General features: G+C 60.9%; 18 protein-coding genes, 1 tRNA gene and 1 pseudogene. 9 read left to right on the top strand and 11 right to left on the bottom strand.

Annotated features, from left to right (window positions below):
• The first annotated feature begins 139 nt into the window (after window positions 1-139).
• Complete coding sequence (locus tag SYN65AY6A5_RS10880; protein ID WP_011428942.1) at window positions 140-760, top strand: DUF3318 domain-containing protein; 621 nt, start codon at window positions 140-142, stop codon at window positions 758-760.
• Here the strand turns inward: SYN65AY6A5_RS10880 and surE are convergent.
• Complete coding sequence (surE, locus tag SYN65AY6A5_RS10875; protein WP_011428943.1) at window positions 743-1,474, bottom strand: 5'/3'-nucleotidase SurE; 732 nt, start codon at window positions 1,472-1,474, stop codon at window positions 743-745. The two genes, SYN65AY6A5_RS10880 and surE, sit on opposite strands and share 18 nt — an antisense overlap.
• 188 nt (window positions 1,475-1,662) lie before the next feature.
• Between surE and gap the strand changes: the two genes are divergently transcribed.
• Window positions 1,663-2,694, top strand: a complete 1,032-nt coding sequence (gene gap, locus SYN65AY6A5_RS10870) for a type I glyceraldehyde-3-phosphate dehydrogenase (RefSeq protein ID WP_099884412.1) — start codon at window positions 1,663-1,665, stop codon at window positions 2,692-2,694.
• On the opposite strand, the gene folK is transcribed toward gap, so the two are convergent.
• The 7 genes from folK to SYN65AY6A5_RS10835 form a co-directional block, all read right to left on the bottom strand.
• The gene (gene folK / locus SYN65AY6A5_RS10865) at window positions 2,680-3,186 is read right to left on the bottom strand and encodes a 2-amino-4-hydroxy-6-hydroxymethyldihydropteridine diphosphokinase (RefSeq protein ID WP_011428945.1); all 507 of its coding nucleotides are present in this window, start codon (window positions 3,184-3,186) and stop codon (window positions 2,680-2,682) included. The genes gap and folK overlap by 15 nt on opposite strands.
• Before the next feature lie 6 nt (window positions 3,187-3,192).
• Window positions 3,193-3,564 (bottom strand): dihydroneopterin aldolase, encoded by a 372-nt coding sequence (gene folB / locus SYN65AY6A5_RS10860; RefSeq protein ID WP_099884410.1) that lies wholly within the window; start codon window positions 3,562-3,564, stop codon window positions 3,193-3,195.
• Window positions 3,551-4,420, bottom strand: coding sequence for a dihydropteroate synthase (folP, locus tag SYN65AY6A5_RS10855; protein WP_099812642.1), 870 nt, complete (start codon window positions 4,418-4,420; stop codon window positions 3,551-3,553). Before folP ends, folB begins: the two co-directional genes overlap by 14 nt.
• A 637-nt stretch (window positions 4,421-5,057) precedes the next feature.
• On the bottom strand, window positions 5,058-6,149 hold the full coding sequence (gene ychF / locus SYN65AY6A5_RS10850) for a redox-regulated ATPase YchF (protein WP_099884408.1): 1,092 nt from the start codon (window positions 6,147-6,149) through the stop codon (window positions 5,058-5,060).
• A gap of 115 nt (window positions 6,150-6,264) precedes the next feature.
• Complete coding sequence (gene rlmD, locus SYN65AY6A5_RS10845) at window positions 6,265-7,659, bottom strand: 23S rRNA (uracil(1939)-C(5))-methyltransferase RlmD (protein ID WP_099884406.1); 1,395 nt, start codon at window positions 7,657-7,659, stop codon at window positions 6,265-6,267.
• 187 nt (window positions 7,660-7,846) lie between these two features.
• Window positions 7,847-9,145: an O-antigen ligase family protein gene (locus tag SYN65AY6A5_RS10840; protein ID WP_071813484.1), complete on the bottom strand. Its 1,299-nt coding sequence runs from the start codon at window positions 9,143-9,145 to the stop codon at window positions 7,847-7,849.
• Window positions 9,138-9,503, bottom strand: a complete 366-nt coding sequence (locus SYN65AY6A5_RS10835) for a 2Fe-2S iron-sulfur cluster-binding protein (protein WP_011428952.1) — start codon at window positions 9,501-9,503, stop codon at window positions 9,138-9,140. The genes SYN65AY6A5_RS10840 and SYN65AY6A5_RS10835 overlap by 8 nt, the downstream gene beginning before the upstream one ends.
• 125 nt (window positions 9,504-9,628) lie before the next feature.
• Between SYN65AY6A5_RS10835 and SYN65AY6A5_RS10830 the strand changes: the two genes are divergently transcribed.
• Entirely contained in the window at window positions 9,629-10,081 is a 453-nt protein-coding gene (locus tag SYN65AY6A5_RS10830) for a phosphomannose isomerase type II C-terminal cupin domain (RefSeq protein WP_011428953.1), read from the top strand.
• 7 nt (window positions 10,082-10,088) lie between these two features.
• Here SYN65AY6A5_RS10830 and SYN65AY6A5_RS10825 read toward each other — a convergent pair whose 3' ends face one another.
• Both SYN65AY6A5_RS10825 and SYN65AY6A5_RS10820 read right to left on the bottom strand, forming a co-directional pair.
• Complete coding sequence (locus tag SYN65AY6A5_RS10825) at window positions 10,089-12,470, bottom strand: M48 family metalloprotease (protein WP_011428954.1); 2,382 nt, start codon at window positions 12,468-12,470, stop codon at window positions 10,089-10,091.
• Between the two features lie 180 nt (window positions 12,471-12,650).
• Window positions 12,651-13,097: a transcriptional repressor gene (locus tag SYN65AY6A5_RS10820; RefSeq protein ID WP_011428955.1), complete on the bottom strand. Its 447-nt coding sequence runs from the start codon at window positions 13,095-13,097 to the stop codon at window positions 12,651-12,653.
• 327 nt (window positions 13,098-13,424) lie between these two features.
• Here SYN65AY6A5_RS10820 and SYN65AY6A5_RS10815 point away from each other — a divergent pair, with 327 nt between their 5' ends.
• Both SYN65AY6A5_RS10815 and SYN65AY6A5_RS10810 read left to right on the top strand, forming a co-directional pair.
• Window positions 13,425-13,805: a hypothetical protein gene (locus SYN65AY6A5_RS10815; protein WP_011428956.1), complete on the top strand. Its 381-nt coding sequence runs from the start codon at window positions 13,425-13,427 to the stop codon at window positions 13,803-13,805.
• 46 nt (window positions 13,806-13,851) lie between these two features.
• Entirely contained in the window at window positions 13,852-15,126 is a 1,275-nt protein-coding gene (locus tag SYN65AY6A5_RS10810; protein WP_099884403.1) for a D-alanyl-D-alanine carboxypeptidase, read from the top strand.
• Window positions 15,127-15,322: 196 nt separating this feature from the next.
• Here the strand turns inward: SYN65AY6A5_RS10810 and SYN65AY6A5_RS10805 are convergent.
• A tRNA-Ile gene (locus tag SYN65AY6A5_RS10805) sits at window positions 15,323-15,395 on the bottom strand.
• A 108-nt stretch (window positions 15,396-15,503) separates the two neighbouring features.
• Between SYN65AY6A5_RS10805 and SYN65AY6A5_RS14820 the strand changes: the two genes are divergently transcribed.
• The 4 genes and pseudogenes from SYN65AY6A5_RS14820 to SYN65AY6A5_RS10785 all read left to right on the top strand — a co-directional run.
• Window positions 15,504-16,157, top strand: a complete 654-nt coding sequence (locus SYN65AY6A5_RS14820) for a TMEM165/GDT1 family protein (protein WP_099812637.1) — start codon at window positions 15,504-15,506, stop codon at window positions 16,155-16,157.
• 369 nt (window positions 16,158-16,526) lie between these two features.
• A complete protein-coding gene (locus SYN65AY6A5_RS10795) occupies window positions 16,527-16,997 on the top strand; it encodes a photosystem I reaction center protein subunit XI (RefSeq protein WP_099812636.1) in 471 nt (156 codons plus the stop codon).
• Window positions 16,998-17,046: 49 nt separating this feature from the next.
• On the top strand, window positions 17,047-17,160 hold the full coding sequence (locus tag SYN65AY6A5_RS10790) for a photosystem I reaction center subunit VIII (RefSeq protein WP_011428960.1): 114 nt from the start codon (window positions 17,047-17,049) through the stop codon (window positions 17,158-17,160).
• A gap of 333 nt (window positions 17,161-17,493) precedes the next feature.
• Window positions 17,494-17,594: pseudogene (locus SYN65AY6A5_RS10785) on the top strand (IS630 family transposase); the annotation flags it as partial.

The raw sequence follows: 17,594 nt of genomic DNA, 5'->3' as shown, positions 1-17,594 counted from the left end.
CCTGGGGGGCTGCTACTGGCGACCTGAAGATGCGGTAGACTAATCCTGGCAGGGTTTTTCAGGTCTGGGGTGTTCAGGGCCGCAAGGCTGCCGGGGGGTAGGTGGGATCCTCTCTCTCCGTGCCTCTACAGGTAAAACTATGACCAGCCGCTCAGACTTCAAACCCTTGGAAACCTTTCAAAAAGAAGAGATCGAACGCTTGCGGGATCTGCTTCCCGCTTCTCTCCGGGCCTTGATCCGCGTTGTCCCCCACTCGGGAGGTGAGGCCCTGTTGTTCTCCCGCCGCAAGGCCCCTTGGCAGCCGCAGGGCATCATTGCCATCGATTTTCGCCGCTGGCAAGGGATCCCGCAGCCGCAGCGGGATCTGCTGTTTTTGCGGGAGGTGGGCTGGTTCGACAACCGCAACTGGCTACAGCCGGGGTTTTACCAGTCGCTGGCCTTGCTTGGTGGCATCACCACCGTGGCAGAGCTCTCTTTGCAGCACCCGTTTTCTGCCCTGTTGGCGGGGGGCATCACGGCGCTCTCGGTGCGGCAGATCTGGCAAAACCTGAATCGGGAGAGCGCCCATTTCGATGCCGACGAGTTTGCCTTGCGCCGCGCCCAGTTCCGCGGCTACACCCGCCAAGAGGCAGCCCAACACCTAGCAGATGCCCTGGAGCAGGTTCTCAAGCTGGATCCCACCGATATCCTGACGGCACTGCGGCTGCAGCGGCTGAGAACCATCGCCCGCAACCTCACCCCCTCACCTGGGAGCTCCTGAGCACAGGTGCACCTGGGTGATGGCGATCCGACCGGAGAAGCAGATATCGGTATCGGTCTGGGGATCGCGGGCTCGCTCTGCGTAGCGCCCCTGGTAGCGAAACCACAGCGATGCCAAGCCTTCCCCCTCTGCTTCTACGGCGTAATCGAGTGGCAGCGGCTGCGTGCAGAGGGGGCAGTAAACTCGCTCCGGCAAAGGGGATCCCGGTGGCAGGTGGGGCAAGTTGACATTCCAGAAGGAGCCGGCTGGCAGGGGTTGTTCCATCAGCTCGGCCAGGATCTCCCGCGTCCACCGCTGGGCCTGCTCCCAATCGATGGGTTGGCTCCCTGCCCGATACTGGGAAATGGCGATCCCTCCGATCCCACGCAGCGCCGCCTCCCGCACCGCCGCCACCGTGCCGGACAAGTACACATCCGATCCCAGATTCCCTCCCTCGTTGATGCCAGAAAGCACCCAATCCACGGCAGGGGCGAGCTTAAACAGGGCCACCCGCACACAGTCGGCAGGGGATCCCTCGACGGCAAAGGTGCGCTCGCCGCGGGCCCAGGCGCGAAAGGGCCGCCCCGTCGTTACCTGGTGGCTACAGCCGGAAATCGGCTGGTGGGGGGCCACAATCCAGCAGTTTTCCTCGGCAACGAGAGCGCTGAGGGCCAGTCTGAGGTGTGCCAGCCCCGCCGCCTCGATGCCATCATCGTTGGTCAGCAATACCTTCATCTGAATTCCTCTACCGGCAATTCCTGGGTTAGCCTAAATCGCAAATCTCCGTTGGGATCCAAATCTGGAGATCTGAAGTGCAAAGGCAAGGCGGATCCCGTTCTTCTTCTAACCTATCCCTAAGGGGTTGGCGTCTCCTGCGCCGCAGCCCTCGACCCATGACCATGAACTGATACCGGAGGATTGCCATGACCACACGGGTAGCCATCAACGGATTTGGCCGCATTGGCCGGTCGTTTTTGCGGGCGCTGCTCTCCCAGCCGGGGCGAGGGCTGGAGGTGGTGGCGGTTAATGATCTCACCGAGCCGGAGAACTTGGCCTACTTGCTGCAATTTGACTCCGCCTACGGGCGCCTGCCCCAGACGGTGAGCGTTGTGGATGGCCACCTGCAAGTCGGCAGCCACAAGATCCGGGTTCTGGCAGAACGGGATCCGGCGCAACTGCCCTGGAAAGACCTCGGGGTTGACCTGGTGATAGAGTCCACCGGCCTGTTTACCAAGCGGGAGGGGGCGGCCAAACACCTAGAAGCCGGCGCCAAGAAAGTGATCATCTCCGCCCCTGCCAAAGGCGCCGACCTGACGGTGGTGATGGGGGTTAACGACGACCAGTACGACCCAGAGCGGCACCATATCGTCTCCAACGCCTCCTGCACCACCAACTGTCTGGCGCCGCTGGCCAAGGTCTTGCTGGATCGCTTCGGCATCGAGACGGGCTTTCTCACCACCTGCCACGCTTACACCGCCACCCAGGCCATTGTGGATCGCCCGGATCCCAAGGACTATCGCCGGGGCCGCTCGGCGGCGGTGTCGATTGTGCCTTCCACCACTGGGGCAGCCACGGCAGTTGCCGAAGTTTTGCCTGCCCTGAAAGGGAAGATGGACGGCCTGGCGCTGCGGGTGCCCACCCTAACCGGCTCGATTGTGGACTTTGTCGTGCGCACCGAGCAGCCTATCACCAAAGAGGCGGTCAACCAAGCCTTTGTGGAGGCAGCAGAAGGGCCGATGCGCGGTATCCTGGCCATTGCCCCGCCGCACATTGTCTCGGCCGATATCATCGGCGATCCCCATTCTTCGATTGTGGATCTGGAGTCGACGATGACGCTGGGGGATCGCACCGTGAAGGTGCTCTCCTGGTACGACAACGAGTACGGCTATGCCTCGCGGCTGGTGGATCTGGCGGCGAAAATGGCGGCTGCGCTAAAGAGCTCAATCCCAGCCTAGGTCAGTGCGCTCCAGCCAGGAGCTATCCAGGGCAGCCAGCGCCTCAGCTGCGGCTATGCCGGTTTCGGGGTGGCGCCAATGGGGAGCAATCTCGCACAGCGGGGCCAGGACAAAAGGGCGCTCCATCATGCGAGGGTGGGGCAGGGTTAGCTCAGGGCTCTTCAGGATCCGGTTGCCCATTGCCAGCAGATCCAAGTCCAGGGTCCTGGCCTCCCAGCGGATGCGCCGCACTCGCCCTGCCTCCTGCTCGATGGCCAGCAGCGCCCTCAGCAACTCCAGGGGCGATTGGTAAGGGGGAAAGGGATCCAACGCCACCACAGCATTGAGGTAGTCGGGCTGGCCGGGTGGCCCCCCTTGGGCGGGGCTGCGGTAGAGGCTGGAGCGAGCCACCACCTGGCCCAACCTGAGCAACTTCTGCCCAGCCGAGCGCAATTGCTGCAGCGGATCCCCTAGGTTGCTGCCCAGGGCAATGTAGGCTAGGTCGGGCTGCATCGAGGGTTAGCTATTGGGAGAACGGTGGCGGACAATCTCCACGTAGACATCGTCGAACAAACCGGGCAGGGGGGCCTGTGGCTTGTGCACCCGCACCGTCAGGGCTTCCACCTGGGGATAGCTTTGCCACAGCCGCTCAGCAATCCGGTCTGCCAACGTCTCGATCAGCCGGTAGCGTCGCTGGGTTACCTCTTCCCGCACCGCCTCGTACACCTGGGCGTAGTCCACTGTGTGGGCCAGGTCATCCGCTTGGGGAACCCAACCAAGCTGCATCTCCACATCCACCACAAAGCGCCCTCCCAACACGGCCTCCTCAGGACGATAGCCGTGGTGGGCATGGAAGCTAAGACCCCGCAGCACCAGCCTAGTTGGGTTCATCGTGGAGACCTGCCCAGGCCGCCAGAGCCGAGACATGAGCGGGGACGTTGTGCACCCGCACCAGGGTAGCGCCCCGGCTGGCGGCAAAGAGGTGCACGGCTACGCTGGCGCTATCCCGCTCTCTAGGCACAGCAATGCCGGCAAGCTGGCCAACAAAACTTTTGCGCGAGGCTCCCACCAGCACCGGGTAGCCATAGGCCACCAGCCGCGGCAGCGCTCTGAGGAGGGCAATGTTCTGCTCGGCGGTTTTGGCAAAGCCCAGGCCGGGATCCAAAACCACGCTGGGAACACCGGCTGCCAGGGCCCGTTCCGCTTGATCCTTGAGAAACCCAAAAACTTCTCCCTCCAGATCCTCGTAGTGGGTAAGCTGCTGCATGGTGCGGGGCTCTCCCCGCATGTGCATGATGATTGCCGGCACCCCCTTCTCGGCACACAGCTGCATCATCTGCGGATCGCGCAGGCCGGTGACGTCATTAATCATGTGCGCTCCAGCCGCCAGAGCTGCCGCTGCCACCTCCGTTCGGCGCGTATCGACGCTGATGAGAATGCCGGATCCCTCTAGAGCCCGAATCACGGGCAAAACCCGGTCGCATTCCACCTCCACCGGTACCGGCTCTGCCCCCGGACGGGTGGACTCGCCGCCGATATCCACAATCAAGGCCCCCGCCGCTGCCATGGCTCTGGCTGCCTGCACGGCAGCTTCCACGGATCCCCACTGGCCGCCGTCGCTAAAGCTATCGGGGGTTACATTGAGTACCCCCATCACCGCCACACCCCGCCAGGAAAGGCAGTACCCCTCCGGTGTTTGTTCTGCCCCAGGCAGGGGACGGCGAGAGAGCAAGCTGGTAACGCCCATAACTCCTGCAAGCTAATTCGCTGTCAGAGCAGCCGCCCCAGATAGGACCAGCGCGTGCCTAGCTGAATTCTAGAAGTAGGGAAGCGCAGGGGGCAGTAATCTATACAGATCCCTCGCTCCGTTTGTTTTGGGGTATTGCTAGGTGTCTCCCGTGAAGGGGAGGAGTGGCTGCGTGGCGCGGGCCGCGGTTGTGTATCTGCCTTGGTATGACCCTCAGTTGGTTGAGTGAGTGAGGGGAAACGTCACCTGAGGTCGGCAAAAAGCCATACCTAGGAGGGATCCCCTGCCAGCCTAAGGCCAAGGAGTAGCCTTAGCTCGCAGAGGAACCCCTCCCGCTTGAGCTAAAACATGATGTCGTCTTCCGAACGACCCCAGATGCACCAGATGATGGAGGCAAAAATTGCTAGGTAAACCCAGGCCATCGGCCCGTATTGCAGCAGATCCATCAATACATCCCTTAAAGTACTTGTTTATCTAGTCCAATTATTGTGATGTTTCGTTACAGCGTCAACAGTTTTCTCAGGAAAACGGTTGCGTCAAGCAGACCCCTTGGAAGCAGGGATCCCTGGCTAGATAAGTCGTTTTGCCTAGAGGCACTGCTGAGAAACCACGGCTTGGCTGAATAGGCTAGGGAGTCCTAGACATGGAAACGGAAGAGCATCACATCTCCTTCCTGAACCACGTAGTCTTTGCCCTCGCTGCGCACTAGGCCCTTCTCTCGGGCGGCACTCAGGGATCCCGCTGCCACTAGGTCCTCATATGCTATCGTTTCCGCCCGGATAAAGCCCCGCTCAAAATCCGAGTGAATAACCCCCGCTGCCTGAGGAGCAGTGGCACCGGCAGGGATTGTCCAGGCGCGGGTTTCTTTGGGGCCGGAAGTAAAGTAGGTGCGCAGGCCCAGCAGCTCGTAGGTGGCGCGGATCAAAGATTTCAGCCCCCCTTCTTTCACCCCCAGCGAGTCTAGATAAGCCTGTCGCTCTGCAGGCGGCAGCTCCACCAATTCCGCCTCCACCTGGGCTGAGACCACCACCACACGCGCCCCTTCTGCCTGGGCCACTTGCCGCACCTGCTCCACCCACGCGTTGCCAGTGGCCAGCTCCGTTTCCGCTACGTTGGCGGCATAGATCACCTTCTTGCGGGTGAGCAGCCCTAGCCCTTTGATGGAGGCCTCCTCTTCTGGGCTGAGGGGCACCAGGCGGGCCGGCTTGCCCTCGTCCAAAGCGGCCTGCAGCTTCTCCAGGGCCTGCAGCTCTACTTGAGCCGTTTTGTCGGACTTGGCCTGTTTGCGCACCCGTTCCAAGCGTCGCTCAATCTGGGCCAGATCGGCCAGGGCCAGCTCCAGGTTAATCACGCCCATGTCTCGCACGGGATCCACCGAGCCAGCCACGTGGACAATGTTCTCGTCTTTAAAGCAGCGCACCACATGCACGATGGCGTCCACCTGGCGGATGTGGGAGAGAAATTGGTTGCCCAAGCCCTCCCCCTTGCTGGCACCAGCCACCAGCCCGGCAATATCGACAAACTCGATTTGGGCGGGAACAATGGCCGCCGAGCCACTGATCTTAGCCAGCACCTCCAGGCGCTCGTCTGGCACGGCCACCCGTCCGATGTTGGGCTCGATGGTACAGAAAGGAAAGTTGGCCGCCTCCGCTTTGGCATTTTCGCAGAGAGCGTTGAATAGAGTCGATTTGCCCACATTGGGCAGGCCGACAATTCCAGCTCTAAGCATTGAGAGTGGGAGGGAAAAAGTCCGTTGCGAAACTTTACTTTGACGTTAGCATTTGTCGCCTCCGGCTAGTGCGCCTACCCAGAGGGCAGCTCCGCGGCAAGCTGGGCAAGGTTCCTCAGACCCGTTCCAAAAAGACCACTCCCTCTACATGGCCTGTCTGGGGAAAGAAGTCAGCAGCTCGCCATTGGGTTAGGCGGTAGGATCCCTCGGCCATGAGGATTTGCAGGTCGCGCGCCAAGGTGGCAGGATGACAGCTAATGTAAACGATCTGCCGGGGCCGTTGCTGCTTTAGGATCTCAAGCACCTGCCGCTCGCAGCCGCGCCGCGGCGGATCCAACACCACAATATCGGCAGGAGGCAGAGTTGGCAAAACCGTTTCCACTGCGCCCTGGAAAAACTGGGCCGAGGGGATGCCGTTGAACTGGGCATTGTAGCGGGCCTGGGCCACCGCCGCCGGCAGGACTTCCACCCCTATCGCCCGTTTGGCCCGCCGGGCCAAGAGCAGGGTTAGGGTGCCGATGCCGCAGTAGGCGTCCAGGACGATCTCCTCGCCGCGCAGCTGGAGCTGATCCACTATCCAGGTAAAAAAGGCCTCCGCCTGCTCCGTGTTGACTTGAAAGAAGGAGGTGCTGTCAATCCAAAAGGAAAGACCGGCCAATTCTTCCCGCAGGGATCCCCGCCCGGCAATCACCTCCGTTTGCGGGCCAAAGATGGTGTTGGTGCGGGCCGGGTTGAGGTTGAGACAAACCCCCACCAGGTCGGGGTAGCGCTGCATCCAGCGCTTGGCCCACCTTTCTAGGTGGGGCAGGTCGCGGCTGCAACTGACCAAGGTGAGGAGCACCTCGCGGGTGCGGCGACCAATGCGCAAGCCCAAGTGACGCAGATGGCCCTGGTGGCGGCTTTCGTCGTAGACGCTCCAGCCGGCCTCCTGCAGATCCCGCTTAATTTCCCGCAAGAACACATCCAGCCGCTCGTCCTGCACAGGGCACTGGTTGAGGTTCACCAGGCGGTGGCTGCCCGGTCGGTAGTAGCCCATGCGCAGCGGCTGGCCCTCTGCTTTGGCAATGGGGTAGGTGACCTTATTGCGGTAGCGCAGCGGCTGCGGGGATCCCAAAATCGGGACAGGCTCCGGCAGAGTAAGACCGCCAATTCGTTCCAGCGCATCCCTGAGGATCTGCTGCTTGGTAACCAATTGCTGAGCGTAGCTGACGTGCTGCCACTGACAGCCACCGCACTTGTCCGCCACAATGCAGGCCGGCCGCACCCGCTGCGGCGAGGGAGCTATGAGGGAGCGAATTCGCCCGACCAGATAGTTGCGCTTGATCTCAGTTATCTGAGCCACCACGCGATCCCCTGGCACCGCTTGGGCGACAAACACCACCCGACCCCGCCCGTGGCCAAGCGTATGGGCAATGCCATCGCCCTCAGGGGTTAGGTCGGTGATCTCCAGGGATAGGAGATCCCCCGGCTTGATGGGATCAGGGGCCAGAGAAGGGATTGGCTGCTCCATGGAAAAAGGTGGTTAACGTTCTCCCCAGCCCTATTCGCGCAAGCGGGACAGAGTCCTCAGGGCGGGGCCTGCGCCGCCAAAGTTTTGGTCAATCGAAATCGGGTGAGACCATCCAAAGCTAAACTCGATACGTAAGAAAATCCGGCAACCGAAACAGAGTAATCCCAGAAAACCCAAGGGAGGAACTCTATTGTGGCATTGACCGGGGTGCCTGGGGATCCGCCGGAACCCTCTTTGCCTGGCTGCAGCGGAGCTCGAGGCTGGCCCCCCAAGCTGCGCCCAAGAGCAAGGTGATCAACAGGTGAAGGCGGCCATCCAAGATCACCACATCCAAAAGCCCCGCAGCAAAAAACGCCGTCAAGGCCAGTAAAACTCCCAAGAGGATCTCGTCTTGGGAGCAACGCCAGGCTCGCCAGCCCCGCGCCAAGATCCAACCCCAAAGGGCCAAGTAGCCCAGCAGCAGAGGGATCCCGCCTTCTGCCGCCAGATGGAGGTACAAGTTGTGGCAGTGGCCCAGCAGCTCTGGCGGATCCTGGGCATTGTAGAGGGCAGGAAAGCTCTGCCAGCCCCAGCCGGTCAGGGGCCGCTCCCACACCATCTGCAGGGCAAAGCGCCAGGCATCGAGGCGGTTGGCCGTCGAGCTGAAATAGGGGGCCTGGGGGTCAAAGGTGTCTGCCAACCGGCTCCAGATCAAGGAAGGGACAACCGCCCGCCAGCCGGGCCAGTCCAAAGCAGCGGCCAAGCCGGCTAATCCCAAGCCGGCCAGGAAGGCGAGCCCCCACCAGCAGCGCCGCAGGGCCAGCCCAATCAGTAGCGCCAGCCCCCCTGCCCCCCAGCCGTTGCGGGAGGCTGTCAGCAGCAACAGCAGGGATCCTAACCCCAGCAGCGCCGCCAGCCCTGCTCTGGTGGGGTGAGATTGAGTTGCCCCCCACAGCCCCGCCGCCAAGCCCAGATGGATCACAAGATAAATGGCCAGGAGATTGGGGGAGGTGAAGGCTGCCGCCGGGCGCTCCCCACCGGCCACGCCCGTAATCCAGAGCGGCCCCAAGAAGAGATGCCCCTGCCACCCCCACAGCACTTCTCCCCAGCCCAAGAGCAGCATCAGGCCACTGCCCAGCACCAACACCTGCGCCAGGCAGCGGCGGCTGAGGGGATCCCTCAGCGCTGCAGCAAAGGCCGGCAGCATCAGGAGAAAAGGCCAGTAGTTGAACATCCCCGGCAAGCTCAGCCGCCAGTCCTCCCCCAGCAGCGCTGTCACCACCACCGCCAGGCTCAGCAGGCCCGCCAGCCAAAAGCCGGGATCCCGCCGGATTTGCTGCCAGTAGCGGCCATAGCTTTGCACCGTCCCCACCACCGCCAGCAACAGACTAGGGGCCAGGTTGACCGGGATCAGCGCCGCCGAGCCCAACAGCCAGCCCTGGAGCTGCCAAGGCCGGGGGGACGGCGGCAGGTCTTTAGAGGCAACTGAGGCAGAAAAATTACTCATCGTCGAGGGGGATCCCCGCTCGTACCCGCCCCTGGCCAAAGTAGCGGCCAAACTGCAGCTCGTACACCTCATCTTCATCTTGCGTTTCCACCCACAGCTCGGAGCGGGCATAGCCCACGCACAGCAGCCCGTAGCCCTGCTCCTTCAGCTCCCGCGAGATCCCCATTGCCTCCGGCTGGTAGAGGGATCCCTGCCGGATCCGCACCGCACAGGTGGTGCAGGCGCCGTTGCGACAGGCAAAGGGAAGCTGGATCCCTTGGGCTTCGGCAGCCTCCAGGATGTATTGGTCGGCAGGCACCTGGATGAAGTAGTGGGCGTCTTTCTGGCGGTCGTGGATGTGAACCGGGTAGGAATGCATGGAGAAGAAGGGCCTTTTCCCCCGATGAGGAGACTTCTCCATGATCCCACAAGATTTGAGTGGAGTTGGGCTACTGCCCAGCTCCATAGGATAAGCTGAAGGCAGGGCCCCCAGGAGAGCAGCCTATGCTAGAAACTCCCAATTCCCCCATGCCCTCAGTGGAAAAACTGCCAGCTACCTTCTCGGCTGAAGTTTTTAACAAGCTCATCGAGAGCAATACTGAAACTCGTCCCTGGGGCAGCTTTACGGTGCTGGACGAGGGCCCCGGCTACAAGATCAAGCGGATTGTGGTGCTGCCCAAGCATCGCCTCAGCCTGCAGATGCACTACCACCGCAGCGAACACTGGATCGTCGTGGCCGGCACCGCCAAAGTGACCTGCGGCAACGAAGAGCGGCTGATCACCACCAACCAGTCCACCTACGTGCCCCCCTGCACCAAGCACCGCCTGGAAAACCCCGGCGTCATCCCCCTGGTGATCATCGAAGTGCAAAACGGCCAGTACCTGGGCGAAGACGACATTATCCGCTTCAGCGACGACTACGCCCGCGCCGACAGCGGGCAGTCGACCTCATCCTGAGCCCGTCCTAGAAGGGGAAAACGGTCATCAGCAGCAAGGCGGCCATCAAGCCCAGCGCCACCTGCACCGCCTGTCCAAAGGCCGGATGGCTGGTCACCACTTCGCCATAGCGGCTCTGGAAGCGGGACAGATCCAGGTAGGGAGCTATCCCCCGCCGGAACCATCCCACCACCGTCCCTTCTTGACCCACCAGCCTGCCTGCCCGGCTGGCCCCAAACAGGAAGTTGCCCAGCGGCCCAAACCGAGAAACATAGCGCAAGAAAATCATCCCCGTCTCATCCTGGAACTTGAGATCGGAGCCGAAGCGATAGCCCGCATCCCCCCGCCCGATCACCCGCCCCTCTAGCTGCATCGGCAAGCCGCGCAAGGGGCTGGCGTAGGGGTTGCTCATGGCCTTCAACACCGTCAATGCCGGCGGGTTTTCCAAGCTGGGGTACATCACCGTCATCTTCAGCAGCAGGCCCAAGCTGGCTCCCGCCAGAACCAGGCCGGCAAACATGCCGTAAGACCCCGCCTGCAGAGCGGGGATCCCAAGCACCATCCCCAAGATCGCCCCCAGCCACTCGGCGTTTAACAAAACCACGTCCAGAAGAAAATTGCCGTAGAGCTGCTGGCGGTTGAGCTGCTTGCCCTGGGCCACCACGCTGGCCATGTCGAACTCCACCGGCAGATCCAGTTGTTCGGCATAGGTGCCCAGCGCCCGCACCCGCTTGCCGGTGAGGGGATGGGTGGAGTTCAGCTCCATCCACCCGGCCCAAGGGTTAAACAGATCCCACAAAAACACCCTGCCCACCTGGCTGGGATCCGCGGCCACCCGGTAGGCTGTCCCCGCCATCACCGCCGCCTTGGCATCGTAGATCCCCAAGGCCCGTGTGCCTTCCAGCAGGCGAGCGCTGCGCTGTCGGGTTTCCTCATCCTGTTGCCGCTCCCCTTCTTGCACAATGCCAAAGGCTATTTTCACCAGAGCCCGCGAGAGGGCATTGGGGTTGCCGGTGATTTCGGCGGCAAAGTGATCGGCAAAGTACTCCCGCACCCGCGACAGGTACAGCACCAAGTAGGAGCCGGCCACGTAGAAAAAGTAGGCGACCAGAGCCAAGGAACCTATGTTTTTGCCCCCTCTGCGGTCTCGGCGCGTGTCGCGCAGGTAGACGTAGAGGAGGTAGAGAATCTGCACCAACGTGGAAGCCAGGGTCATGACAGCAAAATCCCAGTGGATCACATGCCCCAGCTCGTGGGCATAGACCGTGGCCACCTCCTCATCTTCCAAGTAGGTGAACAACCCTTCGCTGACGACGATGCGGGCCGTATCCGGCAGGCTGCCATAGGTAAAAGCAGTAGGGTTTTGGTCGCGGATCAAGCCCAGCTTCGGCTGCTTCAGCTTGTACTGGCGACAGACGCGGGCGATCACCTCCGCGCTCTCTGGGCTGCGACGCCCAATTTCCGCCAAGCTCACCCACTGGGTGCTGTAGAGGCTGTGCTGGATCCAGTCCATCAACCAGGGAGACAAAAAGAAAATTAGGGCGTTGAAGGCCAGGGTGAGCAGAACGGCGGAAAGAAAAGAGCCAAAAGAGAACCCCCCTTCCAAGGTGCCGAAAACGGCCAGGGCCAACACAAACACCATGCCGAACAACAGGCTCAGGGTCACGCCGGCGGCCAGAGTGAGGTTGCCAGCAAAGCTGGCCAAAACCAGCGAGACCCCTGTCTGAGGAGCGCGGTACCGGCGTCGGGTCTGACCGGTTCTGAGATTGGAGGTGGCGGGATCCAAGTCGGCCAAGGCGCGGCTGGGGTTGAAGCAATAGCGGCTCAGCCAAACGCTCAACAGGCGCAGCTCGTGGGGATTGAGGCTTTTCAAGGGCTCTAGCCACAGGGCCGCATCCACCGACAGCATTGCCGTCGAGACAGCACCGGGGTTGCGGAACAAGGTGGGCAACAGGGGCAGCACTTCTTCCTTTTGCCCAGCGGTGAGGTTATGAAAACCCAAGACCGCCTGGCGCACCACGCTGGAGGGTTGAGGCAGGTCAGCGGTGAGCAACTGGCGGTCTTGGACAAAGCAATAGCGGCTGAGATCTGGACTGTCGGCGGGATCCCCCCTGCCCGTCGCCGCTTCCGGAGCCAGCCTCACCTGAGTTTTCCAGTTGGCCTGCTGTTGGCCGATGGGGCGGCTGTAGAGAGCCAAGCGCTTGACTTGGGGATAGCGGCTGGGAATTGCCTTCTGGAACCAGGCCGTCAGCCTCTCATGGTCGAGAGCAACGTGAGCAGGGTGGTTGATCATGATCACCAAAGCGTAATCCCCAGGACTGCTTTGGAGGGGCTGGGCCTTCACCTGAACTCTCAGACGCAGGTCTGCCAGAGCTTGCTCTAGCCACTGCGCCAATTCCTGCTCGTTCATGGCCGTCTCCCGGAGGGGGTAGGGTAAGCTGAGCTATTGCTTCAATTGCCAATGGCTTTCGACTTTACAGCGGCTATTCTGGCATTTTCTCTACCAAGGGATCCCCATCTCCCCCCAAACCCAGTACAGAACGCCCAGGGCAAGCATTTATCCAGGAGCTGAGCTGCAGAAATTGTTTGGCTACAAGATCGAGCGCTGTCCCTCCGGGCTGATGCCGATGATGGTGAGCTGGCAATCCAGCACTTTAAAGCCGTACTTTTCAGCCACCTTCTGGCTGATATTCAGGATGGCGTTGTTTTTGAACTCAATGACCTTGTTGGTCTTGATGCACACCAAATGGTGGTGGTGGTGGGGGGCCGGCTGGTTGATCTCGTAATGCTTGTGGCCTTCGGTCAGTTCCAGCTCGCGCAAAATGCCCATGCGCGCCATCAGCTTGACGGTGCGATAGATGGTGGAAAGGCTGATGTTGTGGCCTTCTTCCCGCAGCTTTTTGTGCAGCTCCTCGGCGCTCAGGTGAGTCCCCTCAGGCAAGTTTTGAAAGGTCTGGAGGATGATTTCCCGCTGCCGAGTGGCTCGCCAGCCTTTGGCATTTAGCTCCGCTTTGAAGGCTTCTTCCGTGTAGACCATGATGCCCCCCTCCGCTGTTGGGCAACGTCGCCGTAACAGTCAATAAGTTCTGTAATTGATAATAGCCTCATTAGAAGATAGCGCCACTGACTTTCGGCTGCCAAAGGGATCCTGTTGCCTTCTTGAGAAGCAACGGCAGCGCCTGGGCCGGCAGAAGAAGGGGTGCGGGAAACCGGATCCCGCGTCTATTGCAAATGAGCTAGCCTACAGGGTATGCCCAGGTGGCCTTATAGTTCGAGTGAGTCTGGGCTAACATAACTCGGGAAAAGGCCCGCGGCATCCCGGCGGCGTTGCTAAGCGTAGTCAATACGGGAAGGGAAAACAAAGATGCGGTTTGAGCAGCCCAAAACCTATTCCATTTCTCTAACCGGCTGGGGCTTCTGGCTGGGATCCCTGGCCTTGGCAGCTTTGCTGACCCGTGTCGGGCTGGGGTGGCTGGTCGCCGGGTTGGTGGCTCTGTTGCTGTTCTTGCTCTCTCTGCCGGTGCTGGTGCTGCTGGCCTTTCGCTGGTGGGCGCGCCGCTGGATCGCCACGGATCGCTGCCCGGTGTGTGGGTCCGAGTCTCAGGCCATCGAGGGCAGCCGCTTCTTTTGCCCCAGTTGTGGCGAGCCGCTGTTTGTTGCCGATGGCCATTTTTATCGGCAAACGCCCCCCGGCACCATCGACGTGGAGCCGCTAGAAGAAAGCGGCTGGGAGTTGCCAAGCTGAGGGCTCCGCTCTGGGGGTGGGTTGGCGTTTTTAGAGGGCATTTTGGGTGAAAAGTGCTCCGCAACGCTATTGCCAACGACAGCGGCCGGGCTGGCGGCTGGTTGCGATCTGGGGGGGGACGCTCTCGGCGGCGTTCCTTCTGCTGAGCTCAGCTCAGGCGACGGCGCAGGGATCCCTGCAACCTCAGGTGGAGACCTACCTGGCCCAGTTGAGCGGCCGCGGCTTTGCTTCCACGGCCCAGGGGGTTTGGCTGCAGAGGGGCGACGAGGTTTTGGGGCAACATCAGGGATCCAAGGCTTTGCCGGCGGCCTCCCTGACCAAGGTGGCCACCACCCTGGCTGCTCTGCAGCAGTTTGGCCCGCACCACCGCTTTGTGACCACCTACTTGGCAACCGGTTCGCTGGGAACGGACGGAGTTTTGCAGGGCGATCTCTGGGTGCTGGGGGGGGAGGATCCCTTCTTTGTCTGGGAGGAAGCCTTCGCGGTGGGGAACGCCCTCAACGCCCAGGGGATCCGCCAGGTGCGCGGGGATCTGGTGGTGGTGGGCCGCTTCTACATGAACTTTTCCCGGGATGGGGCCCGTTCGGGATCCCTGCTGCGCCAGGGGCTGGAGGCCCGCCTCTGGCCCCCGGAAGCCCAGGCGCAATTCCAGACCTTGCCCCCCGGCACCCCCAGGCCGCAGGTGGAGATTTTGGGGTCGGTGCGAGTTGCCCAGCAGATCCCTTCGGAGGCCCAGGTCTTGCTCAGGCATGAGTCGCCTCCCCTCATTCACCTGCTCAAGCTGATGAACCTCTACAGCAACAATGCCATGGCCGAGATGCTGGCAGAGGCAATGGGAGGAGCGGCCCAGGTTGCCCAAATAGCCCGCGCTGCAGCAGGGATCCCGGCAGAAGAGCTGCACCTGATCAACGGCTCGGGATTGGGGGTGGAAAACCGCATCTCCCCGCGGGCCAATGTAGCCATGTTGCGGGCAACCCAGGCGTTGCTGGAAGAGCGCGGCTTGTCGCTGGCGGATGCCTTTGCCGTCGTCGGCCAGGATGTGGGCGTGCTGGAGCGGCGGCTTCTGCCGGGGATCTTGATCGCCAAGTCGGGCACCCTGAGCGGCGTCAGCACCTTGGCGGGCGTGTTGCCAACTGAGCGGGGCGATATCTGGTTTGCCGTCATGAACGGCGGGGCCAACTTGGCCGACTTGCGCACCTGGCAGGGAGAGTTTCTCAGCCGGCTCCAGTCCCGCTGGGGATCCCCCGCCGCCTTGCCCGAGCGCTGGCTGCCTCGTCCCTTAGATACGAGATCCCGCAGGGAGTCGAGCCCTCGCCTTTGACGGTTTGCCTGGGAGGGGTCGCCTCAGCAGCAAAGCGCCTGGGGATGGCAAACCCTCGCAAGCCGGTTTCAATTCAGCCAGAAGCCGCAGGAGCCCCGCCCCCCAGTCCCCCCGTGTACGGGGGGATATAGGGGGGATTGAGGGGGCAGTCGGAGTCGGGTAGTTTACAGCCCTTCTCCGGAGAGGGTTGCGGCGATGGGGCGTACAGGAATCGAACCTGTGTAAGGCAAATTATGAGTTTGCTGCCTAAACCGCTCGGCCAACGCCCCTTCTTCTTCTACTTTTTACTCTAGCGCCCTTGTTCTTTCCAGAACCGGTGAAAAAGAGCCCCGCTACAGGATAAGCTGCATGTCGGTGGTTAGCGGACAGCAGAGACCATGGCATCAGCGCGTTCCTGGCAGAGGCAACTGGCTTTAGGCTTGGGGCTGACTGCCTTATCCTTGGTTCTCGGTTTGGTTTTTTGGGCCGTTGGGCAGCACTATCTCCCCTGGAACGAAGCCGCCTCTGTGGACTGGCAACCCACCGGCCAGAACCTGGCTCTGTCTCCTGCCCTGGAAGCGCAGACGGTGCCGTCCCCCCCTGAAGCGCCTTCCGCCGTCAACAACCCGCCAGAGGGATCCCCGCTACAGCTCTGGCTTGTTACCTTTTTAACCGTGTTTGTGGCGGAGATGGGCGATAAGACTCAGTTGGCCACCTTGCTCATAAGCGCCCAGTCCAAGTCTCCCTGGGCGATCTTTTTCGGCTCTGCCAGCGCCCTGGTGACCGCCAGTTTGCTCAGCGTAGCCTTAGGGGGATCCCTGGGGCAGGTGATCCCGGCAGCCTGGCTAGAATGGTTGGCTGGCCTCGGCTTCCTGGCAATCGGGAGCTATGTTCTCTGGCGAGAATGGCAAGGGAAGCGTGAGCCCTCTGGAGGAACCGAGGATGGCCTGCCAGGGAAAATTGACACTCCCACCCAGGGGATTCTTACGCAGCCCAAAATGGACTCGCGAAGGCGCTGTCAAGACGCCCCTAGACAGTCCTTTGAGGCATAACCTCAAAGTTCTGCTTACTTCGGACTTAAGTTCCTCCAGGTTAGTTATTGCCGCGCGGGTTTTGCACCGCAGTAGGTTGTTTTCCTGGAGAAGCTCTGTACTAACTATAACAAAGAAGCAACTAAAGTTGCTCAAGGGCTTTTCCGCCGCGTACTAAAGTACGGGGCTACCAAGCTATCCTTTTGTGTAGCGCGGCTCGCAGTTGCATTCTATCTTCTGGGGTGGCACGGCGTCGTTGAACCAAAGCGCGAGGGTCTGTATCTCTGTTAAGCAAGCATGAACTTTTTTAACGATCCGGATAGCGGCTGCTGAGAGGAGAACTGAGGCCCCGTAGAATGAATCCCAAAATTCCAGCCAGGATCTTCGGACATGGATTACATTCGCACCTTTAACGACGATCCCTGCGAGGGCCATCTTTCAACGCCCATCAGTGACTCTCCTCTCACCCGTCTGTTTATCAACAACCTCCCCATTAACCGGCCTGGCCTATCGCCGCTGTTGCGAGGGCTGGAGATTGGGTTGGCGCATGGCTATTTTTTGGTGGGGCCAGAAATCGTGGTGGGCCCGCTGCGCGACTATCCTGAGGCAGCCAATTTGGGCGGGCTGGTCACGGCGATGGCGATTGTGCTGCTGGGAACCGCCTGTATGTCCGCCTATGGCAGCGTTACCTTTGGAAACAAGCCGGAAACGCCGGGCGCCAATCCTCTATCTACGGCCCGTGGCTGGGGGGATCTGACAGCAGGATTTTTCTTGGGAGGTATGGGTGGCGTGTTTGCTGCCTACTTCTTGTTGGAGAACTTTGCCGGGATCGACGCCATCTTTCGAGGGTTGGTGAATTAAGGTTAATTGAGTTGTCAAACTTGTCAAGGCACTGGAGAGGAGCAAGATCATGACCGGTTCTTACGCTGCTGCTTATCTTCCTTGGATTTTCGTCCCCATTGTCGGTTGGCTGCTGCCGGCAGTAACCATGGCTGTGCTCTTTTTGTACATTGAGCGCGACTAACTGGTTCTCATCTCAATGGGTTTCGGAAGAGGGATCCCTAGCTAGACAAGGGATCCCTCCCTTTTTGGCACAGCGGCTGTTTCTGGACGCGCTGCCGTCTTGCCTGGGGCAGTACCCGACCAAGGTTGGGTCTTCTTGCTTTTGGGAAAGGGGAACTTCCAAAGGACTTTAGAGTGGAGCAGGATCCGGCGAGCTGATCCCATACCAACAAGGAAAAGGGCAGCTTGCGCAACCCCCTTTCAACTTTTAACGAGAAGAAGAAGTCGATGGCCAGCCTTACAGCCTTTTAATTTAAAATAGGGTACAGGTATTCAAGAGGAAGGAGAGAAAGGAATGCCGACTCATTCTTTGGATTTGCGGCAAAGAGTTGTAGCAGCCTATCAGGCAGGTAACACCTCCATCCGCCAGGTAGCTAAACGCTTCATGGTTACCAA

The organism is Synechococcus sp. 65AY6A5 (genome assembly GCF_002760415.1).
In the GTDB taxonomy this organism is placed as follows: domain Bacteria; phylum Cyanobacteriota; class Cyanobacteriia; order Thermostichales; family Thermostichaceae; genus Thermostichus.
The sequence above is the reverse complement of the archived record's forward strand: the minus strand, read 5'-3'. Positions and strand labels throughout refer to the sequence as shown.